Below are 23,912 nucleotides of genomic sequence, written 5' to 3' on the forward strand. Positions count from 1 at the left end.
GGTGCCTCTCCGGATCAGGCGAGCGTGCGAACGCCGGGCTCGCGATCCCAATAGCGCTTCGTGCCAGCCGTCGCGATGGCATCCAGATCGACGACGCCCGCGTCGGGTTCGACGCCGGCCTTGTCGAGCAGCGGCTTTGCTGCGGCATTGGCACCAATCGCCTTGAGGTGACCAAAGGCATCCATGACCCACTGGACCGCGGCGCCTTCCTTGAGCAGCGTCTTGCAGCCCTCGGCCGAAAGGATGACCGCGACCGCATCGAAGATCTGCGACGGGCTGCCCGCGAGCTGGCCCTGCGCCTTCTTCATGCTGCCATCGGCGAGCTTGGCACCGCCGACCTTCGGCGCGACGAGGACCGGCTTGCCACCGGCACCCTCGACTGCCGCAACAACCGCGTCGATCTCGCCACCGTCCGAACCGTCGGCGATCAGGATGCCGACCTGACGACCCTCGAGCGTATCCTTCATGTTCTGCTGGATCGACAGCGCCGGGCTTGGCGCCATGTCGACCGGCTCGCGGAAGGCGGGGTTCGCTGCGGGCAGGTCGATACCGAGACCATCCGCCACGCGGCTCGCCAACTCCTCGTTGACGTTACGCAGGTTGGCGACGGTGCGCTCCTGGACATGCGCGAGGCCGACCTTAGACAGCTCGAAGGTGAACGCCGACGCGATATGCGCCTTCTCGTTATCCGTCGCCGATACCCAGAACAGCCGCGCCTGGCTGTAATGATCGCCGAAAAGCTCGGCGCGCATCCGCAGCTTTTCACCCTGCTCGTCCGCACCGGTCGGGTTCGTCGTGGTCACGAAGCCCTTGGGCGACTCGCGCGGCCCACCGTCCTCGCCGACAACCGACAGGCTGTTCGGCTCGTAATTGGCACGACCCTTTGGCACCTTGGTCTGCATCATGCCGTCACGCTGAAAATTGCCAGCGGGGCTGCGCGGTGCGTTGACCGGGATCTGGTGAAAGTTCGTGGTGCCGAGACGCGACTTCTGCGTGTCGAGATAGCTGAACAGGCGGCCCTGAAGCAGCGGATCGTTCGAGAAATCGATCCCGGGGACGATGTTGGTCGGCAGGAACGCAACCTGCTCGGTCTCGGCGAAGAAATTGTCGACGTTGCGGTCAAGCACCATCCGCCCGATGATCCGGACAGGAACGTCCTCCTCGGGGATCAGCTTGGTCGAGTCGAGCACGTCATAGGGCTGCGCCTCGGCGAACGCCTTGTCGAACACCTGGATGCCGAGCTCCCACTCGGGGAAGTCGCCGGTGTCGATCGCTTCCCACAGATCGCGACGGTGATAGTCGTTGTCCGCAGCCTGAAGCTTGAGCGTCTCGTCCCAGATCGTCGACTGGAGACCGAGCTTGGGCTTCCAGTGGAACTTGACGAAGCTCGACTTGCCTTCCTCGTTGACGAGCTGGAACGTGTGGACGCCGAAGCCTTCCATCATCCGCAGCGAACGCGGGAGCGTACGGTCCGACATCGCCCACATCTGCATGTGCGTCGATTCCGGGGTCAGCGACGCCCAGTCCCAGAAGGTGTCATGCGCCGAACCCGCCTGCGGATAGGCGCGGTCGGCCTCCATCTTCACCGAATGGATCAGGTCGGGGAACTTGATCGCATCCTGGATGAAGAACACCGGGATGTTGTTGCCGACGAGATCCCAATTGCCCTCGGTCGTGTAGAACTTGACCGCGAAGCCGCGCACGTCGCGCGGGGTGTCGACCGAACCGGCGCCGCCGGCGACCGTCGAGAAACGCGTGAAGAGCTCGGTCTTCGTGCCCTTCTTGAACACTGCCGCCTTGGTCAGGTCGGAGATGTCGTCGGTCGCCTCGAAATAGCCGTGCGCACCCGATCCGCGAGCATGGACGATCCGCTCGGGGATGCGCTCGTGATCGAAGTGGAAGATCTTCTCGCGCAGCACGAAATCCTCGAGCAGCGTCGGGCCGCGCGCGCCGGATTTCAGACTGTTCTGGTTGTCGGATACGGGGACGCCATGATTGGTGGTCAAAACGGGTACGTCGCCGCCCGCCTGCTGGTGCGTTTCACCACCGTTGCCGGGGTTACGCTGTTCGATGTCGCTCATTGCGGATCCTTGCTGTCGAGGACGATAGTCGCGCAGTTAACGAGCGATACGCGTGCCCGGGTCCATCGTGCTGCGACGGAATTAGCCTGCTTCAGATTAGGCGTGATGCATATTGACGGCACCAGGCGGCATCGATCGGCGCGTGCTCCGGGCTTTGGCGCGGCGGATGGTGCTGACCAGACGCCAAAGCAGGATCAACCCGATCGCAAACAGCATCAGCGCGCCGAACAGCAGCGCGAGATAGAAGCCGGGGGCAAGCCACGCGGAACGGATCGCGGCCACCGCGGGGGCAGCGCGGAGGGATATCGATGATGCACCGGCGTCGATCGCTGTCATGACCTGTCCCCGGCGCGGGATATGGAGCCATCGAGTCCCCGCGCCTGATCGATGATATGCCCCCGGATTATTGCAGGCGTGGGACAGGCCTCGTCCTGGCGTCAGCGCGCCTGCACGATGCGTGGCCGGAACGCACCGATGCCGGCGATCGCGAGACGACGCGCAGGGATCGCGGTCTCGGCAAAGCTGAACCGCAAGAACCGCGTCTTGACGGGCGCTTCGAAGGCGATGCGCTGTGTCGCGAGCGCATAGGCGATGTTGGGAAGTTCGCCCGTGCCCGCTTCGCGCCATGTCTTGCCGTCGGTGCTGATCTCGACCCGGTAGGCCTTGGGGGGCGCAGTATCCGCCATGACCGCGCGTGACGGCGTCAGGCTGAACCCGGCAAGCGTCTCGGTCGCGCCGAGATCGATCGTGACCAGGGCGGGCATGCCGGGCTGCGGTGCGGGCACCGCCCAGCGGGTTGCGGCGTCGGTGTCGAGCAGCGCTTCCGCGCCGGGTGCGGAGGCGGCGGCGATCGACCAGCCGGCGGTCGGAACGATGCTTGCATCGCTTTCGACGACGGGGGCGACGGGGACGGGCGCGACCTGACGGAACAGCGCGACCTCGCGAATGGCGGGGCAGGCGGGCGCCTCGAGGATACGCAGCCGCAGACGGCGCGCGGTGACGGGCTCGGCGAGACGGATGATCCGCTGCGCGCCGATAGCCTGATGCTGCGCGAGTTCGCGCCACTGGCCACCCACCTCTGCGTCGACCGCAAACCGCGTCACGCGCACGCCGAGCGGCAGATATTCGCGCAGCCGGATGAGATCGAATGTGCGTCCGGGCGGCAGGTCGAGGACGAGGCTGGGGGTGGTGACCCCGTCCGGGGTCGACCAATAGCTGTCGGCCGCGCCGTCGAGGACCTTGGCGGGCGCGAAACTCGGGCCGCGCGCATGGCTGGCGGAGGCGACGGCGCCCTGGGCAAGGTCGCGCGCGAAGGTGGCGGCCTGCGCGGTGCCGAATGACTTCAACACGGCGACGTCGATATCGGCGAGTTTGCCGCGACGGTCGGGTGGCAGGTTGAGGTTGAGGTTGGTGCCGCGACCGACCGACTCGTCATGGAGCTTTACGAGGCGCTCGGGCGACTTGACCTTCGAATCCTCGTCAGCGTGATAAAACCAGCCGGGCCGGATCGAGACGTCGGTCTCGGCCGGCCACCAGAGCGGCGCGCCGCGCACGCCCGAATTGCCCTCGCTCTGGACATAGGGATGGTTCGGCATCGTCGGCCAGCAGGGATCACCCGCGACGCCGTCCTCGTTGCCGACCCAGCGGACGTCCGCGCCAAGCGGATCGAAGGTGCAGGCCATCGGCTGATGCTGGTGCACCAGCGCGACGATCGACGGCCAGTCGTAGTATTTCGGCGCATCGATCTTCCGCGTGTCGCGCGCGCCGCCATAATAGCCGTCGCCGCCATTCGCGCCATCGAACCAGAATTCGAACAGCGTCCCGTAGCGCGTGCAGAGCTCGACGACCTGCTTGCGGAAATACTCGACATAGGCCGGGCGGCCATATTCGGGGTGGTTGCGATCCCAGGGCGAGAGGTAGAGCCCGAAGTCGAGCCCGGCGCGGCGCGTCGCACGCTCCATCTCGCCGACCACGTCGCCCTTGCCCGCCTTGTACGGGCTGTTGCGGATGCAATGCTCGGTCAGCATCGTCGGCCACAGGCAGAAGCCGTCATGATGCTTGGCGGTCAGGATGATGCCACGCATGCCGCCAGCCTTTGCCGCCGCGACGATCTGATCGGGGTCGAAATCGGTCGGGTCGAAGAGCTTGGGATCCTCGTCGCCATAGCCCCATTCGCGATCGGTGAAGGTGTTGATCGAGAAATGGACGAACGCATATTGCTCGCGCGCATGCCAGGCGAGCTGCCGCTTCGACGGCGTCGCGCCCCATGGTCGTGGGGCAGGCTGGCGTGTCGCGCCCAGCGCGGGAGCGGTCGCTGCGGTCGCGGTTGCAGCGACGCTCGAGGCGAGCAGGCGGCGGCGGGAAACTTCGGTCATCATCGTCTCCGGGGGGACTCAGGCGGCGGGGCGGCCGAACGAGGGGGGGCGGTCGGCAGGCTTTGCGCCGAACGCGCGATCGGGGGTGGCGGACATGGTGAAGCGCAGCGTGCCGCCCGCGGCAAGGTCGGCATGCGCGATCCAGCTTTTCGTCCAGGGTTTGCCGTTCCAGGTGACCGCGGTGACATAGGGCGTGTCGGCGCGGTTGCCGGGCGCCTCGATCACGACCTTGCGCTTGGGCCCGACCAGCAGCTCGGCACGCGTGAAGAGCGGCGAGCCGAACACATAGACCGCGGCGACCGGATCGACCGGGTAGAGGCCGAGCGCGGACATCACGAACCACGCGCTCATCTGCCCGCAATCGTCGTTGCCGATGATCCCGTCGGGCGCGCGTTTGTACATCGTCGTCAGGATCCTGCGCACCAGCGCCTGCGTCTTCCAGGGCTGGCCGACATAGGCGTAGAGATACGGCACGTGCTGATCGGGTTCATTGCCGTGCGCATATTGGCCGATCAGCCCGGATATATCGGGCGGCGCATCCCTGGGTAGCGTCGAGGGCGCGGCGAACAGCGCGTCGAGCCGCGCGGCAAACTTCGCCTCGCCGCCGAAATGCGCGATCTGTCCGTAGAGATCATGCTGGTTGAGGAAGGTCGTCTGCCAGCCATTGGCTTCGGTAAAGTCGTGGTACCGCTTGGTATGGCCGAGCTGGATCGGGTCGTAGGGCGTCAGCCAGCTGCCGTCGGCGAGCTTGGGCCGCGCAAGCCCGATCGCCTGGTCTAGGACGTTGCGATAGTTGCGGCTGCGTTCGCGCAGGCGGGCGGCGTCTTCGGTGGCGCCGGCCTTCGCGGCGAGCGCCGCCATCGCCCAGTCGTCATAGGCATATTCCTGAGTCCGGCTGACCGATTCATCAACCTGGTCTGCGGGCAGATAACCACGCGCGATATAGGTGCCGCGCGCGCGGCTGTTGACGAGGTCGGGCGCCTTGGGATCGAAAGCGCGCGTGCGGATCGCAGGCCAGGCGGCGGCATAGTCCGCATCGATCCCCTTCGCCGCAGCCTCCGCCATGATCGCGACCGAATGCCAGCCGATCATCGTGCCGGTCTCCACCCCCTGAAGCGGCCAGCAGGGGGGGCCATAGGCGCTTTGCTGGGTCTGACGGACGAGGTCCCGGACGAGCGAGCGCGCGCGATCGGGTGCGATCAGCGTCAGCAGGGGATGAAGCGTGCGATAGGTGTCCCAGGTCGAGTAGGTGCTGTACGCCTGTTCGCCCTTGGGGACGCTGTGGATCTGCCGGTCGAGCCCGACATAGCGGTCGTCGGCGTCGGAGAAGAGCGTCGGCGCGAGCATCGCGTGATAGACCGCGCTCGCCATGATGACGCGTTCGTCGTCGCTGCCGCCATCGACTTTCACGGTTTTCAGCGCGTCGGCCCAGTCGCGCACCGCCTGGCGTCGTGCCGCATCGAATTCGCGGCTGATCGACGCCGCGAGATTGGTCCGTGCGCCGGCCATGTCGACCGCGGAGACCGCCGTCCGCACGACGATCGGTGCTGCGCCCGCATCGTCGTAATGCAGCACCGCGCGCACGCGGTCGGCCGTGGCGATTGCCCCCCCGACGACCTGCTCGCCGGCATGGAGCGTGATCCGGTCGGGTTTGCGCGAGACGTGCATCGCGAAATGGATGCGGCGCCCCTTGGCCCAGCGGAACGTGCGGCGGCTGCCGATCAGGACGCCGTCGGTCTCGATCTCGATCCGGCTGTCGTCGATGAGCGGGCCTTCGCCCGGACGGCTGTCGCGGTAATTGCCGAGGTCGATCAGGAGGTGGCCGGGACCCGCGGGAAACCGGTGACGTTGCCAGCCGACACGTGGCTCGGCGGTCAGCTCCGAGCGGACGCCATTGCCGAGCGTGCAGGCGTAATAGCCGGGCTCGGCAGTCTCCTGGGCATAGGTCTGGCGATAGCCTTCGCCGGGGCGATCGGGCGCGCCAGGGAACAGCTTCACCGGCCCGCGCGCGGGAACGACCAGCACGTCCATCATGTCGGCGATGCCGGTGCCCGACAGGTGCGTGTGCGAGAACCCCATGATCGACGGGTCGCCGTAATGATAGCCCGAGCAGTTCGCCCAGTTCTCGGTATCGGTGTCGGGGCTGACCTGGACCATGCCGAACGGCACGGTCGCGCCCGGATAGGTATGGCCGTCGCCGCCCGTGCCGATCCACAGATCGGGCACGGCACCCGATCGCTTCGCAAAGGCCGGCATCGCGCCGGTCAGCGCCAGCGCGCCGGTCGAGCCGAGCAACGTGCGTCGTGTGAGCCTCATAACGGCGCCGCCAGCAGCGCGGGGCGGGTATCGGCGAGATGGACGAGCAGCTCGCCGAACAGACCGTTCGTCCAGGCGAACCAGCTGCGCGTGAACTTGCTCGGATCGTCCATGTCGAACGCCTCGTGCATGAAGCCGGTATCCGCATCGGTGTCGCGCAGCATCCTGAGGCAGGCACGGACGGTCGCGTCGTCGGCGCCGGCAAGCGCGCGAATGATCAGCGACATCGGCCAGATCTGCCCCAGCCCGACATGCGGGCCGCCGATCCCCTCCGCTTTCGCTCCCTTGAAGAAATAGGGGTTGGCGTCGCTCCACGCTGCGTCGGCGGTGCGGCGCCACAGCGGGTCGGTGGCGGAAACGCAGCCCATATAGGCGAGCGCGGACAGCGACGGCACGTTGGCGTCGTCCATGAAGACCGCATTGCCGAACCCGTCGGCCTCATAGGCCCAGACCTCGCGGCCGTCGCGCAGCCGCATCTTGCCATGCGCGTTGAGCGCGGCCTCGACCTCGGTCGCGAGCGCGGCGGCGTCCGCGGCGAGCGCGGTGTCGTTGCGCGCTTCCTTCGCGACGACCGCCAGTTCGCGCAGCGTCGTCACCGCGAAGTGATTGGCGGGGATCAGATAGGGATAGACACAGGCATCATCGGACGGACGAAAACCGCACTGGATCAGGCCGTTGGGCTTGGCGGGATTGCCCCAGCCCTCGAGCGCCATCGTCTCGGTATTGCGGTTCGAAGCGCGCAGGAAGCTATAGGGTCCGCGGCCATGCTTGCGCTGCTGCTCGCGGTAGGTGCGCAGGCTGGCGCGCGCGGCCTCGGCCCAGGCCGCGTCGAACGGGGTCGCGTCGCGCGTCGCCTGCCAATAGCCATAGCCAAGACGCATCGGGTAGCAGAGTGAATCGATCTCCCATTTGCGCTCGGCGACCCCCGGTTTCATCTCCGTCTGGTCGTGCAATGCCCAGCTGAGATCGGTCTTGCCAGCGGGGTCCTCGAGGAACGCGTTCGCATAGGGATCGATCAGGATCGAGCGTGACTGACGCGCGATCAGGCCGCGGAACAGCGTGCGTAGTGCCGGGTCCTGGCGGACGAGATGGAGATAGGGACGGACCTGCGCCGAGCTGTCGCGCAGCCACAGGCAGGGAATGTCCCCAGTGATGACGAACGCATCGGGCGCACCGCCGATGGTGCTCATCCGCACGGTCGTGTCGAGCGTGTTGGGATAGCAGTTGCCGAACATCCAGCGCAGCTTCGGATCGCCGATCCTGGCCGACACGCGGGCGATCTCGCGTTCCACCGCCCGGCTCTTGAACAGACGGTCGGCGACTGGTGGGCGCTTGGAGGGCAGGTTCGGGCGGGCGGCGAAGGCGGGGGTGCCGACGAGCGCGAGCCCGCCGGCGAGCAACGAACGGCGATCGATCATTTGGGCAGCCCCACCGCTGCGCCGGTGATCGTCAGGTCGGTCCATTGTCCCTCGCCGTCGCCGGGCTGGCCGCCGCCGACATAGAGGCGGTACGCGCCGGGCTGGATCGTCCGCGTGCCGTCGCGCGCGACGCTGCTCATCGCGCGGGGATCGAGCGCGAACGAGACGGTGCGCGACTGGCCGGGCTTGAGCGCGACGCGGTCGAAGCCGACGAGCTGGCGCTGGAGCACGGCGGTGGTCGCTCCGCCGCCGGTGGTCGCGGTCGGGACGAGATAGGCCTGAACGACCTCTTCGCCCGCGCGCGCGCCGGTGTTCGAGACCTTCGCCGCGAGCGTGAGCGGCTGGCCGGCGGCGACGGTGAGGGCGGGTTTTGCCGCGGTATAGCCGAAGCTGGTATAGCTCAGCCCGTGGCCGAAGCCCCAGAGCGGCTTGCCGGTGAAATAGCGATAGGTGCGCTCCTTCATCGTATAGTCGATGAACGCGGGCAGGTCGCTGGCGGACTTGTAGACGGTGACGGGGAGGCGACCCGAGGGGTTGTTGAGCCCCGCGAGCGTTTCGGCGATCGCGGTGCCGCCGGCCTGGCCCGGATACCAGGCGGTCAGGATCGCATCGGCGAGCGACGGATCGACCGCCACCGCGCTGCCGCTGGTCAGGACGAGGATGACGGGTTTGCCGGTCGCGCGCAGCGCTTTCAGCAGCGCCTGTTGCGCAAGCGGAAGCCCGACGTCGGTGCGGTCGCCGCCGACGAAGCCGGGGACGCTGACCGACAGCGCCTCGCCTTCGAGGTCGGGCGACAGGCCCATCACCGCGACGACGACGTCCGACGCGTTTGCGGCGGCAACGGCGGCGGCGAGCATCGGCGCGGCAGGCGGCGTCCACAGCAGGCGGATACCCTCGTCGTCGCTGCGGTGATCGAGTTCGAGGCGGAAGGCGGCGGGCTTCCCGTCGCTGGTCAACGGGATCTCGACGCGGCCCTTCTTGACCTCGCCGTCGGCAAGCTGGCGGTCGCCGATCCAGAGGCGCGCGACGTCATGAACCGAACAGTCCTTCCAGCATGCCGGGACGTCGATCACGAGCGTATAGTCGCCCGCGGCGGGCGGGGTGAACATGCCCGACCAGCGAACGCCGAAGCTGCGGCCGAGCCCGGGCGCCGGACTGACGCGATTGAGGTCCGCGTCGATGCGGCGTTCGGTACGCGTCAGGACGGGCGTGCCGCCGGTCGTCCCGGTACCGGCGAAATATTCCGCTTTCAGACCCTGTGGGAAGACGGTTTCGGGCACCACCACCGGTGCGCCGTCGGCGAGCACCGAGCCCTGCGCATAGCGGACATTGGCGGCGCCGAACTGCTTGCGGATTCCCTCGAGCGGGGTGACCGGGGCGGCGGCGGTGCCGTGGTAATTGCCCTGGAGCACGCCGATATCGTCGGCATTGGTGCCGATCACCGCGATCCGGCTGCCCGATTTGAGCGGCAGGCGGCCGGCATCGTTCTTGAGCAGCACGATCGACTTGCGCGCGGCTTCGAGCGCGAGCGCGCGGTGCGCGGGGGTGTCGACCTGATCGGTGCCGATCTTGCTCCACGGGCTGTCACCACCGAACGCGATGCCGAGCGCGCGGCGGGCGCGGAAGGCGCGCGTCAGCGCGGTGTCGACCTCGGCCTTGCTCACCAGCCCCTGGCGGACCGCGGCGGGGAGGCCGGCATAGGCGGTGCCGCAATTGAGGTCGGTGCCGCCCTTGATCGCCGCAGCCGCTGCGCCGGGCGTGTCGAGCCGGTAGTGATGATAGGTGCTGATATTGCCGACCGCGTCGCAATCCGAGACGGTGAAGCCGGTAAAGCCCCAGTCGCGCCGCAGCCGGTCGACCATCAGCGGCGACGATGCGCAGGCGGGCACGCCGTGGATCGAGTTGTACGCGCACATCAGCGAGAGCGCCTTGCCCTCGGTCACCGCCTGGCGGAAGGCGGGCAGGTAGGTCGCCTCGAGATCCTGCGGGCTGGGGTCGACGTCGAAACTGTCGCGCCCGGCCTCGGGGCCGCTGTGCACCGCGAAATGCTTCGGGGTGGCGATGACCTTGGGATAGAGCGGGTTGGGGCCCTGGAGGCCGCCGATGAAGGCGACGCCGAGCCGCCCGGTCAGATACGGGTCCTCGCCATAGGTTTCCTGCCCGCGGCCCCAGCGCGGATCGCGGAAGATGTTGATGTTGGGCGACCAGACCGTCAGCCCTTCATAGATGCGGCGATCGGCATTGGCGGGCTTCGCATTGAAGCGCGCGCGCGCCTCGGTCGCGACGACGTCGCCGATCTTGCGGACGAGTGCCGGATCCCAGGTCGCAGCCATGCCGATCGCCTGCGGGAACACGGTCGCGTGACCATTGCGCGCGAGACCGTGCAGCCCCTCGTTCCACCAGTCATAGGCGGGCAGGCCGAGCTTCGCATCCGCAGGCGCGGTGCTCTGCAGCTGCGCGGCCTTTTCCTCGAGCGACATAGTGGCGACCGCGGCGGCGACGGGATCGGCGGAGGCGAGCAGGAGCCAGATCATCGGGCAAGAGTCCTCAGGGTGAGCGCTTTGCGCAGTGTGGCAGGCGACGCGGTCGACGCAACGGCGACGGTCCGCGTCTCGCCGGGCAGAAGGTCGAACCCGTCATCGGCGGGCTGCGCCGCCACGGCGCCGAAATCGAGCATGACCGCGCGCGCAAAGCGTTTGGCGGTGACGGTCGCGGTCGAGCCCGACCAGGTGACGCTCAGGCCCGGATCGGGATAGGCCATGTCCTTGGGCAGCGCGCGTTCGATGATCGCCCGGCTGGCGACCGCGTCACCGACGATCAGCTCGGCGACCGCATAGCTGGCCCCCGGCGCGGCGCTGCCGAACAGCGTCGCGTCGGGGAGCGTCGCGGCGAGTGTCGACGAGAGCGGCGGCAGCGTCGCGGGCGTGGTGGTGTCGTTCAGCACGGCGCCGCCCATGTCCATCGCACGCACCCGCCAGCGCGCCGTGATCGGCGTCGTCGCGTCCGAGATCAGCGAGATCCGCGTCGCGCCGTCCTTGTGCTCCGCGGCGATCGCCTGGGGCGCGAAGAAGCGGCGCGCGGCATAGTTGAGCAGCTTCCACTGGCCGTCATGATCGATGCTCGCCCAGCTGATCGAGGGCCAGACGTCGTTAAGCTGCCAGTAGAGCGACCCCATCGTCACCGGGCGGCACGCGCGGTGATGCAGCGCGGCGATGCGGATCGCCTCGGCCTGGTTGACCTGCGTCAGATAGACGAGATCGGCAAAGTCCTTTGCCGGGCGCAGACGATCGCGCAGGTACATCAGCAGCCGCTCATTGCCTTCGCCGGCGAGGAATTTCTGGTGCGCCTTCATCACCGGACTGTCGGCTGCCAGCGGGCCCTTGCCCGCGAAGTCGCGGATCATCGCGAGATCGGGCATCGCCTGGAAGCCATATTCGGACATGAAGCGCGGGCAGCTGTCGAGATAGCGCTCGACCGGCTTCGACCCGGACCAGACATCCCAGAAATGGCGATCGCCGTCCTTGTCGGTGTCGGTCGGACCCTCATAATCGGTCGACGGCGAGCCCGGCCAATAGGGGGTGCCGGGCGAATATCGTGTCACCGCCTGGCGCAGCACGCGGTCGAACAGCACCGCCATGCCCGCGCCGATCCGCTCCTGTTCGTCCGCGCCGACCGCCTTCTTGAACGCCTTGCGATCGGACCAGTTCTCCCAGCCCGACAGCACCTCGTTGCCACCGGCCCAGATCACGACCGAGGGATGCGAGCCGATCCGGGCGACCTGCTGCTCGGCCTCGATCCGGACATTCTCTCGGAACGCGGCGTCGGGCGGCGTCACGCTGCCGCCGAACATGAAGTCCTGCCACACCATCAGCCCCATCCGGTCGGCGATGTCGTAGAAGGCGTCGTCGAAATAATAGCCGCCGCCCCACACGCGGATCATGTTCATGTTGGCGTCGGCCGCGCCCTTCAGGATCGTCTGCATGTAAGCGGGGGTGACGCGCGTCGGGAACATGTCGAACGGGATGATGTTCGCGCCCTTGGCGAAGATCGGCGTGCCGTTGACCTTGAAGCCGAAGCTGCCGTCCTTGCGGATCAGTTCGATCGTGCGCAGCCCGATCCGCCGCGTGATGCTGTCCTCGGCAGTCGCTTGCGCGCCGGCGAGCGAGGCAGTGACGGTATAAAGCGGTTGCGCACCATAGCCGATCGGCTGCCACCGCTGCGGCGCGGCGATCGTCAGCGGGAGCGAGACGCTGTTGCTGCCGGCGGCGAGCGTGACGCTGCGGTCGACGGTGACGGTCTTGCCATCGGGGCCCGTGAGCACGGCGTGGACGGTGGTGCGACCGGGCGTGTCGGCGACGATGTCGAGCTTGGCCGCAATCCGTGCCTCCGCGTCGCTCAGATCCTCCTGGTCGACGCGGAAGGTCTCGATCCGCGCCTCATCCCAGATCTCGAGACGGACCGGCCGCCAAATGCCGATATTGATGATCCGGGGACCCCAGTCCCAGCTGTAATGATATTTGGGTTTGCGGATATAGGGCGAGGTCTGCTTGCCCTTGGGCTCGTCGCCGAACGCGCTGTCATATTCGCCGGGCAGCGGGTGCTTCTCCGCGAGCACCATCGGCTGCAGCGTGCGGATCGGCGAGGCGATCGTCACCAGCACCTCGTTGCGGCCCGCCTTCAGCGCCGATTTCGCGTCCACGCGCCAGCGACGGTGCGCATTGTCGGTCTTGAGCAGCGGCGTGCCGTTGACGGTGACGGTCGCAAAGGTGTCGAGGCCGTCGAAGACGAGGTCGAGATGATCGCGCGCGAGCATCGCCGGCGTGACGTCGAGTTCGCGACGGAACTGCCACCGGGTCAGCCCCGCCCACTGGATCGCGGCCTCGTTCATGCCCTTATAGGGATCGGGGACGCGGCGCGCGGTGATCAGGTCCTGCTGGACCGAGCCCGGCACCGTGGCTGCGAGCCATTTCGCCTCACGCTTGTGCGCGGCGACCGCGGTCGTGTCGGTCGGATCGATCCGGACCTTCCAGTCGCCGTCGAGCGTGACGACCGTCTTCGGGGCCGAGATCGCGGGCGAGGCGAGTGCGAGGAGAGGGAGAAGGAACCAGCGACGCATCAGCGTGTCTCCGTGAGTTGCATCCGCTCGACCGCATAATAGGGATCGGACGTGGGGGAGGTGAATTGCAGGCAGATGTCGCGGTCGCCGGTCAGCGCGGGCAGGCGGCCCTTGACGCTGAACCGGGTGGCGGCGGTTGCCGGATCGGGGAGCGGGAAGGTGCCGGCGACGACGGGCTTGGAGCCCGCGACGGTGCAGCCGACGAGCACGATCAGCTCACCGTGCGGCGTGACGTTATAATGCCGGCGCAGCTTGGTCTCTTCATGCGCCAGCGCATAATGACGCGGCAGTCGCGCGATATCGATCGTGAAGCCCTTGGCGACATCCATCGGCGCGGCGGGATAGGCGGTGCACAGGTCGAACAGGTCGATATTGTACACCGGCGCGTTGCCCTGCGCCTCGGGCGTGAGCGGCACGCGGAGTGCGAGCGATCCCTTGGGACAGGCGACCATGTCGGACGCGGTCCGCGTCAGCAGCGCCTGACGGCCGGTATCGAACAGGCGCGGTTCGGCGATCTGGCGCCCGGCGGCGTCGAATGCGGCGGCGCGGATCTTGACCCCCGGCTTGATCGACAGCGGTGTCGTATAGGCGGCCGACCGCGGGCCGGGGGCCTTGCCGTCGAGCGTGTAGCGGATCGTGCCATAGGGCGCCTGCGTCGCCAGCGAGACCTTGGCGTTTTTGCTGCGCAGCGCATCGCCGCGCGTCCCGGCCAGCGTGTAGCCGACCGCGAACGCGCTGTCCGCGACCTGCATGCCCGATATGCGCCAGCGGCCGATCTGCGGCTGGACCCGCTCGAGGAAACTGCCGAAGTCGCGCTTGTCCTTGCCCGACCAGGTGATCTCCGCGAGCGCGGCGGCGCGCGGGAAGATCAGATGCTGCATCTGATAGGGCGTGACGATGTACTCACTCCACAGATTGCCCTGTGCACCGAGCACGTGATGCGCCTTGTCGGCGGGGATCCCCGCGGGCATCGGCTCGTATTTGTACACGGTCTCGAGAGACTGGATGTCGATCCGGCCCGGCGGTTCGTCGCTGCGATCGCTTTGCAGGCTGTTGAGGTAGAGCGTCGGCGCGGGCGAAAGGACCACGTCGTGGTTCTGGTTCGCGGCCTCGACCGCGCCCTTCTCGCCACGCCACGACATCACCGACGCGGAGGCGGGGAGGCCGCCTTCTAGAATCTCGTCCCAGCCGATCAGGCGGCGGCCCTTGCTCGCGAGATATTCGCCGAACTGGTCGATCATCCAGCTTTGCAGCCCGTTCTCGTCCTTGATCCCGAGCTTGACCATCTGCGCCTGGACTTCGGGGCTGCGTTCCCACTGATCCTTGACCGCCTCGTCGCCGCCGAGATGGACATAGGTGCCGGGGAAGACCGCCATGATCTCGTCGAGCACCGTCTTGACGAAGGCGATGCCCTTGGGGCCGGGATTGAAGAGATAGGGGTTGACGCCCCAGTCGCTGCTGACCTTCGGCGTGTCGCCGAGGACGCCGAGGTCTGGATACGCGGCGACGAGCGCCTGCGCGTGGCCGGGCAGGTCGATCTCGGGGACGATGACGATGCCGCGTTCGGTCGCATAGGCGACGAGCTTGCGCAGCTCGTCCTGCGTGTAGAAGCCGCCGACCTGCGTGCCGGGCGCCTCGCCGGTCGAGGGCGACGTCCGCACGCTGCCGATCGCGGTCAGCCGGGGATAGGCCTTCACCTCGAACCGCCAGCCCTGATCGTCGGTAAGATGGAGATGCAGCGTGTTGAGCTTCACCGACGCCATCTGGTCGACGATCGCGTAGAGCGAGGGGAGCGACTGGAAATGCCGTGCGGTGTCGATCATCAGCCCGCGCCAGCCGAAGCGGGGGGCATCGTCGATCGTGACCGCTGCCAGCCGCGCGGGCTGTGAGAACGCCGCGTCGGGACTGACGAGTTGCGCGAGCGTCATTGCGCCATAGACAAGACCAGCGTCGCCCGATGCGGTGATGCGGACGCCCGAAGGGGCTACCGTCAGTCGATAGGCTTCGGTCCCCTTGATGCTGGCGTCGCGGACGAAACGGATCGCACCACCGGAGGCGGATCGGATCGTCAGCCCGCGCTCGGTGCTCACATGCGCGGCGAAAAGCCGCGCGGCGCCCGTCGCGCCGCGATCCGCCGCGTCGACGGCAATCGTCGTGCTGTTGTCGATCGTGAAGCTGCCGGTCGACGGCGTGATGCTGCTGGGTGCGGGAACGAGTGGCAGGCGGGCCGTCTGGGCGCCCGCGGGCGCAGTGAGCCCGATCGCCGCCGCGCCAGCGATCGTCGCGCTACGGATCGCGCGAAGACCGACGCGCGTCACGCTTGCGGAAGGCCCAGCGGTTCCGTGGGTCGGAATGGCGCGCATTGATCTGTTCTCCCTGGGCCGGCTTGTCGTTACCGCTCGCATTGAACGTAACCAATATAGGTCCAGGCACAACCCGTATTCTGAATCGCACGACGCGTTTGCGCAGGTAGCGATACCAATATTCGATAAGCTGAGTTCCAGATTGGCAGATACCAATCTAGGCTTTCCCGACGTGCATGTTGCCGGGCAGCGCGGCTTTGGTTAGGCAGGTGCACGGACATGGCAGGGGCTCGATGGGGGGCGGCCGGTCGGAAGGAGAGACCATGGCGTTTGCCGACGAGATCGGGCGCTTTCGCGAGAGCAATCCATCGCCACTGTATCTCCAGCTGCAAGACCTGATCCGGACCGCGATCGGCGATGCGATTCTGGTTCAGGGCAATGCGATACCGGCCGAGCGCGATCTGGCGACCGAGTATGACATATCGCGCATCACCGTCCGCAAGGCGATCGGCGGGCTGGTCGAAGAGGGGCTGTTGACGCGTCGCCGCGGTGCGGGGACGTTCGTCGCGGGACGTGTCGAGAAGAGCTTCTCCAAATTGTCGTCGTTCAGCGAAGACATGGCGGCTCGCGGACGTACGTCGAGCAGCAGCTGGATCTCGCGGTCGGCGGGGCAGGTCAATCCGGAAGAGGCCATGGCGCTTGGCCTGTCGCCAGGCGCGCCGGTCTATCGGTTCAATCGTATCCGCTATGCCGACGACGAGGCGATGGCGCTCGAGTTCACGACGATCGCCGGATATTGCCTGCCGTCGATCGAGGTCGTCGACGATTCGCTGTATACCGCGCTCGAAAAGGCGGGCTGCCGGCCTGTTCGCGCATTGCAGCGGCTTCGCGCCGTGCCGTTCGGTGGCGAACATGCCAGAATGCTCGGCGTCGACGCGGGGCATGCCGGGCTGCTGATCGAGCGGCGCGGATTCCTCCGCGATGGCCGGCCGGCGGAGTTCACGCGGTCCTATTACCGCGGCGATGCCTATGACTTCGTCGCCGAACTGGCCGACAACTGACCTTTCACTAATCGAGTACGCGATGAACCGACGTCAGATACTCCTCGGCACCGCCGGTGCCGGGGCCACGCTGGCGGTCGGGGGCATTTCGTCCGCCGTCACCGGCAAAGCTCGCTCCGCGCCGACCGGGTCGGACGCCGGCGCGCTGCCGATGCCGGTGCCGTCGCGGATCCTGCCCGCGCCTATGCCCGAGCAGGACCGATCGCGGACGCGCATGGAGCGGGGATGGCTGTTTCACGAGGGCGATGTCGTCGCCCCGGCGCCCGATGGGCACAACGCGACCTATCTGAGCGTCAAGGCAGGCAACGCACTGGGTGCGGCGGCGATGGCGTATGACGATTCGGACTGGGCCCCCGTGCGCCTGCCGCATGACTGGGCGTCCGCGCAGCCATTCGTGAAGACCGCCAACATCTCGCAAGGCTATCGTCCGCGCGGGATCGGCTGGTATCGCCGGACGCTGCGGCTCGAACCGGCCGACCGCGGCAAGACGATCCTGCTGCATTTCGATGGCATCGCCACCAATGCCACGGTCTGGGTCAATGGCAGCGTCGTCGCGCACAACTGGTCGGCGTATAACAGCGTCGAGATCGACCTGACGCCGTTCGCGCGGTTTGGCGACGACCTCAACGTCATCGCGGTCCGCGTCGATGCGGACGCCATGGAGGGCTGGTGGTACGAGGGGGCAGGGATCTATCGCCACGCCTGGCTGATCCGGCGCGCGCCGGTCGCGATCATCACCGACGGTGTTCACTGCGATCCGCGGCGTGGCCCGGATGGCGCCTGGCACGTGCCGGTCTCGGTCACGCTCGGCAGCAGCGATCGTCGGAACGTCACCGTCACCGTCGAGGCGATGCTGCTCGACCCCGATGGCACGCAGATCGGCTCGGCGCAGACGTCGGCGACGGTCGCGATGCTCGAACGCGCGACCGCGACGATCGCGATGCTGGTGACGGCACCGCGGATCTGGTCGATCGAGACGCCGACGCTCTATACCGTCGTGACGCGCGTGCGGCGCGGCGACGGTATCGTCGACGAACGACGCACGCCGATCGGGTTCAGGACGATCCGGTTCGATGCCGATCGCGGCTTTTTCCTCAACGAGCAGCCCGTGAAGCTGAAGGGCGTATGCCTGCATCAGGACCATGCCGGTGTCGGCACGGCGATTCCCGACTCGCTGGTCCGCTGGCGGCTCGAGCGGCTGAAGGCAATGGGGTGCAACGCCATCCGCTGTTCGCACAACGCGCCCGCCGCGGAGTTGCTCGATCTTTGCGACGCGATGGGGTTCGTCGTGATGGACGAGAACCGCCAGTTCAACCCTGCGCCCGACTATATGGCGCAACTCGAATGGATGGTCCGGCGCGATCGCAACCATCCATCCGTGATCCTGTGGTCGGTCTTCAACGAGGAGCCGATGCAGGGGACCGAGGCGGGTGTCGAGATGCTGCGACGGATGGCGCACGCCGCGCATGCGCTCGACGACAGCCGGCCCGTGACCGCGGCGATGAACGGGGCGTTCTTCGATCCGGTCAACGTCTCGAGCGTGGTGGGCGTGACGGGCTTCAACTATTACCAGGGCGACTACGACCGCTTTCACCAGCTCAACCCGACCAAGCCGATCACGAGTTCGGAGGACACCAGCGCGTACGAGACGCGCGGCGCGTTTGCGAGCGATCCGGCGCGGCATATCCAGTCCTCCTACGACGTCGAAGCCGCCAGCTGGGGCGATACGCACCGCGGCACCTGGAAGAAGATCGCCGAGCGTCCGTTCGTCGCGGGCGGGTTCGTCTGGACCGGGTTCGACTATCACGGCGAGCCGACCCCGCATGAATGGCCCACGATCTCCAGCTTTTTCGGGATCCTCGACCTGTGCGGATTCCCGAAGACAGCATTCGACATCCACCGTGCGCACTGGGTCGATGACACGCCCGTCGTCAGCCTGACACCGCACTGGACCTGGCCGGGGCGCGAGGGGGCGCCCGTCACGGTCCTGGTGATGAGCAATGCCGAACGTATCGTGCTGCGGTTGAACGGCCGGATCGTCGGACAGGCCACGGTCGACCGGATCATGGGGAACGAATTCACCGTGCCCTATGCGCCCGGACGGATCGAAGTCACGGCGTTGCGCGGGAACGCGGTGGTCGCCACCGCGGCGCATGCAACCGCCGGGCCCCCCGTCGCGCTGCGCCTGACGCCTGCGCGGACGGTGATGGCGGGCGACGGCGAGGACGCGCAGCCGGTGACGATCGATGCGGTCGATGCCGCGGGCCGGCATGTCCCGACCGCCAACCTGCCGACGCGGTTCGCGGTCGAGGGGGCTGCGATAATCGGTATCGGCAATGGCGATCCGAACAGCCACGAGCCCGAAAAGGGCAATGCCCGGTCGCTGTTCAACGGGCTCGCGCAGGTCATCCTGCAGGCGGACGCCGGGCGCGGGCCGGTCGTGATGACCGCGACCGGGCAGGGGCTCAAGCCCGCGCGACTGGTGATCGACCGGGCGGGCATCGCCGCGCCAGGCCAGATACCTGTCGCCACCGCGACGATGGCGATCCGCGAATGGCGACGCTCACCCGCGTTTGCCGCGCGGCCGGATCCGGCGCTGGCCCCGGTCGACGGCGACAACAACAGCTGGGCGTTCGTGCGCAGCGGCACGCCGGTCGATCCGAGTGCGGCAGGCCGCTGGCGGATCTACCGCGCTGGCGTCTCGCCCTGGCGGCGCGTTGCGCAGGAGGGCGGGCTGATCCGGTTCGCCGCGATCACGGGTCGTGCCGAGCTCTGGATCGACGGCACGCGGCTGGCGGTCAAGGACACGGCGCAGACCGGTCCGCTGGAAGCGACGATGCCAGCCGGCGGCGCGGTGCGGACGATCGTCCTGATGGTCGAGGCCTCGCCGGGCGTTTCGTCGGGGATTGTCGGCGCGGTCACGCTCGAGCCGCGCGCGCGGTGACGGCCGCGCGGCATGCCGCCCGTCATCCTGATCGATATCGGGATGACGGGCGGCAGCCGATCAGGGTGTCGTGCGGATCAGCGTCGACAATGCCGCGTCATCCCCGAGCAGGTGGATCTGGCCCGGCGCGGGACGTGCGGTGGTGCGGATCGACAGATCCTGCAGACGCGTCTCGTTGATCGCGGCGGCATTGGCGACTTCCACGCGCAGACGGCCGGGGTGACGCGTCACGGTCCGGATATTGGCGGATCCGCCCAGCGCCGCGCCAGCGTCTTCGGTAAGCAGGATTGTCGGCTCTACAGACGCGGTCGGGGGTGGCGCCGTCGAGGCCACGGTTCCGCCGACCGCGAGCGCGTCGCGGATCTCGACGGCGACGACGTCGGCAATCGGGCCGAGCACGACCTGCAACGCGGCGTTCGAGGGCCGGAGGATGCCGCGTGCGCCGAGCGACTTCAAGGCTGCGTCGTCGACCGCGGACTGGTCGACGACGATCAGCCGCAGGCGCGTCGTGCACGCGCTGACCGTCGTCAGGTTTGCCCCGCCGCCAAGCGCCTGCGCGAACGCGGCACCGCGTCCGCCAGGCGCGACCGACGCGGCTGCGACCGGCGCTTCGGCTTCGCGACCGGGCGTGGCGAGATCGAACTTGCGGATGAAGAAGCGGAACAACCCGTAATATAGCGCGAAATAGACCGCGCCGACGGGCAGCAGCAGCAGCGGCCGCGTCGCCTTGCCGAAGTTCAGCACATAGTCGAGCAGCCCGGCCGAAAAGCCGAAGCCGAGCTTGACGCCGAGCGCGTTCATCAGCGCCATCGACAGACCGGTCAGCACCGCGTGCACCGCGTAGAGCAGCGGCGCGAGGAACATGAAGCTGAACTCGATCGGCTCGGTCACGCCGGTGAGCGCCGATGTCAGCGCGAGGCTGAACAACATGCCGCCAACCGCCTTGCGGCGGTCGGGCAGCGCGGCGTGGTACATTGCGAGACAGGCCGCGGGCAGGCCGAACATCATCACTGGGAAGAACCCCGCCATGAACGCGCCCGCGTCGGGATCGCCCGCGAAGAAGCGGCGAAGGTCACCGGTCGCGCCGTTGTAATCGCCGGCGACGAACCAGACGATGTTGTTGACGAGGTGGTGCAGCCCGGTGACGAGCAACAGGCGGTTGAGCAGCCCGAACAGGAACAGCCCGATCGCGCCGCTGCCGCTGATCGCGAGGCTCAGCTGGTCGATGCCGGTGTTGAGGATCCCGAAGCCCATTCCGAACACCAGGGCGAGACCCAGACCCGCGACGCCGCTGACGATCGGGACGAACCGCCGCCCGCCGAAAAAGGCGAGATATTCGGGAAGCTTGATCGTCGAGAACCGATTGTAGAGCAGCCCGCCCGCAAGCCCCGAGAGGATGCCGATCGGCACGTCGAGGCGTGCGATCGCCTTGGCCTTCCAGGCGGCGGCGACGACGTCCGCCGTCGGTCCGCTCAGACCCGCCACGACATCGGGGGCGACGACGAGGAATATCATCCCCGCTTCGGTGGCGACGAGGAAGCAGACCACGCCCGCGAGGCACGCAGCGCCATTGCCGTCACGCGCGAAGCCGGTGGCGACGCCGATCGCGAACAGCAGCCCGAGATGCGAGAAGATCGCGTTGCCCGCCGCGCTGACGAACGCGATGTCGAGCAGGTCGGGCTGGCCGAGACGGAGCAGCAGTCCTGCGATCGGCAGGACCGCGATCGGCAGCATGAGCGCACGGCCAAGGGGCTGCAGCGCTTCGAGGATCGACTTCATGCGGCAAACTCCCGGGCGAGGCTTCGAACTTCGGCGGCCGAGGCGCACGCTAACGCTTTGGCGGCATGCGCACGGCAGGTGTCGAGCGCGAGCGTGCGCACCAGCGCCTTCACCTCGGGTATGACCGCCGGCGACGACGAAAGCTCGGTCACGCCAAGCCCGATCAGGATCGGCACCGCGGCAAGGTCCGAGGCAAGACCGCCGCAAACGCCGGTCCAGCGATCATGTCGCGCGCCGCCTTCGCAGGTTTGTGCGATCAGGCGCAGCACGGCAGGGTGGAGGCCGTCGATCTTGGCGGCGACGGCGGGATTTCCGCGGTCCATCGCCAGCGCATATTGGGTCAGGTCGTTGGTCCCGATCGACAGGAAGTCGGCTTCTGCGGCGATCAGGTCGGCGGTGACGGCCGCGGCGGGCGTCTCGATCATCACGCCGACCGCGACGCGCTCGGCGAGACCGAGCTCGAGAGCGATCCGGTCGACCACGTCACGTACCGCGCGCAGTTCGTCGCGGCTGGCGATCATCGGCACCATGATCCGGCACTGGCCGACCGGGCGGACCGACAGGATCGCGCGGACCTGGTCCTCGAGCAATTGCGGATAGGCCAGCCCGACACGGATCCCGCGAAGCCCGAGTGCGGGATTTTCCTCCGCCGCCATGGGCAGATAGGGTGCGGGCTTGTCGCCGCCGATATCGAGCAGCCGGACGATCAGCGGGCGCCCGTCGAGCATGTCGGCAATCGCCTGGTAGTCGGCGGTCTGTTCGGCAACGGTCGGCGCGGAGTCGCGCTCGAGGAACAGGAATTCGGTGCGGAGGAGCCCGGATCCTTCGGCGCCATTGTCGACTGCGAGCCGGGCATCGCCGATCGCGCCGAGATTGGCAAAGGCCTCGATCCGCGTTCCGTCCGCCATCCGGCACTCGTCGCTGGCGCGCGCGAGCATGTCGGCGCGGCGCATGTCGGCCTGGACGAGCCGGACACGCGCGGCGCCCAGCGTGTCGGCATCGGGATCAACCCGGATCAACGCATCGGTCGCCTCGAGAATGACGGACGTGCCGTCGGCGACGGCGGAGAGTGCGGGGCCGACCGCGACGAGCGCGGGCAGTCCGATCGTCGCGGCAAGGATCGCGACATGCGACGTCGGGCCGCCGCGCGCGACGCAGATGCCGACCACGGTCGACCGATCGAGCGCAAGCACATCCGACGGAAGCAGATCGTCGGCGAGAAGGATGGTGTCGGCGGAGAAGCGTATCGTCGCGTCCTCTACCCCCGTAATCACGCCGAGCAGCCGCCGTTCGAGGTCGAGCATGTCGTCCGCGCGCTCCGCAAGTCGCTGATCCGCGCTCCCGCGCAGGCCATCGGCGAGCGGGCGGATCGTCGCGCGCCATGCATGGCCGGCACTCTGGCCGCTGGCGATGCGCGCGTGCGTTCCCTCGAGCAGCATAGGATCATCGAGCAGCGCCGCATGCGCCGCGACGATCGCCTGTTCCGCACCGCGCGCGTGGCGAGCCTGGTCCGCGAGCCTTGCCGCCAGCGTGGCGAGTGCTGCGGTGAAGCGGTCCTGCTCGACCGCGATCCCTTCCCCCTGTTCTGGAACGGTTATCTCGGCGTGCCGGAACCACCGTGCCTGGCCGATCGCAAGTCCCGGGGCCGCGGTGACGCCGAGCAACGCGCCGTCGATCGCGGGGCGTGTGGCGGCGGCGGGCGCCGGGGTACGCGGTGTCTCGATCGGCTCGTCCATCCCGCCGAGGATCAGATCGGCGATCGCGGCGATCGCGGTCGCGGCATCGGATCCCTGCGCGGTCAGAGTGATCGAATCATCGTGGCGGACGCCGAGCGACAACAGGCCGATCGGGCTGCGCAGGTCGGCGGTCTTGTCATGGCATTCGATTCTGATGCTGCTTGCAAACGTCTTCGCCAGTTCGCCGAGCCGGGCGGCAGGACGCGCGTGGATGCCGTGCGGCAGCGGAACGGCAAACGTCCGGGTGAGGACTTCGCCCGCGGCCTGCGCGGCCGGCTGGCGACCGACCGGCGCGATCGGCAGGATCGTCATCAGCGGCGTGCCGATTTCGACGCGCTGATCGGTCGTGCGCGTGGTGATGGCAAATCGTTCGGGATTGATGACGATGATCGGCGTCACGACCGCCCGCGCCTCGCGCACCAGCAGGTCGAGATCGAACCCGATCAGCAGGTCGCCGGTCGCGACGGTGTCGCCCACCGCGACGCGCGGGGTGAAGCCGCGTCCAGCCAGCGCAACGGTATCAAGGCCGATATGGATGAGGATCTCGGCACCGTCGCGCGTCCGCAGCGTGATCGCGTGGTTCGTGTCCAGCAGCGTCAGGACCGTCGCGTCGCACGGCGCATACAGACCGTCGCCGGTCGGATCGATCGCGACGCCGTCCCCCAGCATCGCTTCCGCAAACACCGCGTCGGGCACCTGCGACACGGGTAATGCCCAACCCTGCATCGGCGCGCTCAGGATGATGGGAGCCATATGGTCGTCCTTGGTTTGCGAGTGCGGGTG

The 23,912-nt window shown here is 67.9% G+C and carries 12 protein-coding genes; 2 read left to right on the forward strand and 10 right to left on the reverse strand.

The window, feature by feature from the left end; genetic code table 11:
* Positions 1–14 precede the first annotated feature (14 nt).
* The 8 genes from AC0CH3_RS12810 to AC0CH3_RS12845 form a co-directional block, all read right to left on the reverse strand.
* Complete coding sequence (locus AC0CH3_RS12810) at positions 15–2,081, reverse strand: catalase (RefSeq protein WP_465237972.1); 2,067 nt, start codon at positions 2,079–2,081, stop codon at positions 15–17.
* A 96-nt stretch (positions 2,082–2,177) separates the two neighbouring features.
* Complete coding sequence (locus tag AC0CH3_RS12815) at positions 2,178–2,417, reverse strand: hypothetical protein (RefSeq protein WP_354299652.1); 240 nt, start codon at positions 2,415–2,417, stop codon at positions 2,178–2,180.
* Positions 2,418–2,518: 101 nt separating this feature from the next.
* Entirely contained in the window at positions 2,519–4,456 is a 1,938-nt protein-coding gene (locus tag AC0CH3_RS12820) for an alpha-L-fucosidase (RefSeq protein ID WP_354299653.1), read from the reverse strand.
* An 18-nt stretch (positions 4,457–4,474) separates the two neighbouring features.
* On the reverse strand, positions 4,475–6,772 hold the full coding sequence (locus AC0CH3_RS12825; RefSeq protein WP_354299654.1) for a GH92 family glycosyl hydrolase: 2,298 nt from the start codon (positions 6,770–6,772) through the stop codon (positions 4,475–4,477).
* Entirely contained in the window at positions 6,769–8,190 is a 1,422-nt protein-coding gene (locus tag AC0CH3_RS12830; protein ID WP_354299655.1) for a glycoside hydrolase family 125 protein, read from the reverse strand. The genes AC0CH3_RS12825 and AC0CH3_RS12830 overlap by 4 nt, the downstream gene beginning before the upstream one ends.
* The gene (locus AC0CH3_RS12835) at positions 8,187–10,724 is read right to left on the reverse strand and encodes a glycoside hydrolase family 3 C-terminal domain-containing protein (protein ID WP_465237973.1); all 2,538 of its coding nucleotides are present in this window, start codon (positions 10,722–10,724) and stop codon (positions 8,187–8,189) included. Before AC0CH3_RS12835 ends, AC0CH3_RS12830 begins: the two co-directional genes overlap by 4 nt.
* On the reverse strand, positions 10,721–13,306 hold the full coding sequence (locus AC0CH3_RS12840; RefSeq protein WP_354299659.1) for a beta-mannosidase: 2,586 nt from the start codon (positions 13,304–13,306) through the stop codon (positions 10,721–10,723). The genes AC0CH3_RS12835 and AC0CH3_RS12840 overlap by 4 nt, the downstream gene beginning before the upstream one ends.
* Positions 13,306–15,669: a beta-N-acetylhexosaminidase gene (locus AC0CH3_RS12845; RefSeq protein WP_465237974.1), complete on the reverse strand. Its 2,364-nt coding sequence runs from the start codon at positions 15,667–15,669 to the stop codon at positions 13,306–13,308. Before AC0CH3_RS12845 ends, AC0CH3_RS12840 begins: the two co-directional genes overlap by 1 nt.
* 263 nt (positions 15,670–15,932) lie before the next feature.
* On the opposite strand from AC0CH3_RS12845, the gene AC0CH3_RS12850 reads away from it, so the two are divergent.
* Entirely contained in the window at positions 15,933–16,670 is a 738-nt protein-coding gene (locus tag AC0CH3_RS12850) for a GntR family transcriptional regulator (protein ID WP_056022680.1), read from the forward strand.
* 22 nt (positions 16,671–16,692) lie between these two features.
* Positions 16,693–19,614: a beta-galactosidase GalA gene (galA, locus tag AC0CH3_RS12855; RefSeq protein ID WP_354299662.1), complete on the forward strand. Its 2,922-nt coding sequence runs from the start codon at positions 16,693–16,695 to the stop codon at positions 19,612–19,614.
* A gap of 60 nt (positions 19,615–19,674) precedes the next feature.
* Here galA and nagE read toward each other — a convergent pair whose 3' ends face one another.
* Together nagE and ptsP are read right to left on the reverse strand one after the other, a co-directional pair.
* Positions 19,675–21,393, reverse strand: a complete 1,719-nt coding sequence (gene nagE, locus AC0CH3_RS12860; protein WP_354299664.1) for an N-acetylglucosamine-specific PTS transporter subunit IIBC — start codon at positions 21,391–21,393, stop codon at positions 19,675–19,677.
* Positions 21,390–23,882, reverse strand: coding sequence for a phosphoenolpyruvate--protein phosphotransferase (gene ptsP, locus AC0CH3_RS12865; RefSeq protein WP_354299666.1), 2,493 nt, complete (start codon positions 23,880–23,882; stop codon positions 21,390–21,392). The genes nagE and ptsP overlap by 4 nt, the downstream gene beginning before the upstream one ends.
* Positions 23,883–23,912: the final 30 nt, after the last annotated feature.

The sequence above is a fragment of the Sphingomonas sp. AC449 genome, assembly GCF_979253475.1.

Excerpts from the sequence above, each read along its gene's own strand:
- AC0CH3_RS12810 (WP_465237972.1), bottom strand. The coding sequence starts at position 2,081 with ATGAGCGACATCGAACAGCGTAACCCCGGCAACGGTGGTGAAACGCAC.
- AC0CH3_RS12815 (WP_354299652.1), bottom strand. The coding sequence starts at position 2,417 with ATGACAGCGATCGACGCCGGTGCATCATCGATATCCCTCCGCGCTGCC.
- AC0CH3_RS12820 (WP_354299653.1), bottom strand. The coding sequence starts at position 4,456 with ATGACCGAAGTTTCCCGCCGCCGCCTGCTCGCCTCGAGCGTCGCTGCA.
- AC0CH3_RS12825 (WP_354299654.1), bottom strand. The coding sequence starts at position 6,772 with ATGAGGCTCACACGACGCACGTTGCTCGGCTCGACCGGCGCGCTGGCG.
- AC0CH3_RS12830 (WP_354299655.1), bottom strand. The coding sequence starts at position 8,190 with ATGATCGATCGCCGTTCGTTGCTCGCCGGCGGGCTCGCGCTCGTCGGC.
- AC0CH3_RS12835 (WP_465237973.1), bottom strand. The coding sequence starts at position 10,724 with ATGATCTGGCTCCTGCTCGCCTCCGCCGATCCCGTCGCCGCCGCGGTC.
- AC0CH3_RS12840 (WP_354299659.1), bottom strand. The coding sequence starts at position 13,306 with ATGCGTCGCTGGTTCCTTCTCCCTCTCCTCGCACTCGCCTCGCCCGCG.
- AC0CH3_RS12845 (WP_465237974.1), bottom strand. The coding sequence starts at position 15,669 with ATGCGCGCCATTCCGACCCACGGAACCGCTGGGCCTTCCGCAAGCGTG.
- AC0CH3_RS12850 (WP_056022680.1), top strand. The coding sequence starts at position 15,933 with ATGGCGTTTGCCGACGAGATCGGGCGCTTTCGCGAGAGCAATCCATCG.
- galA (WP_354299662.1), top strand. The coding sequence starts at position 16,693 with ATGAACCGACGTCAGATACTCCTCGGCACCGCCGGTGCCGGGGCCACG.
- nagE (WP_354299664.1), bottom strand. The coding sequence starts at position 21,393 with ATGAAGTCGATCCTCGAAGCGCTGCAGCCCCTTGGCCGTGCGCTCATG.
- ptsP (WP_354299666.1), bottom strand. The coding sequence starts at position 23,882 with ATGGCTCCCATCATCCTGAGCGCGCCGATGCAGGGTTGGGCATTACCC.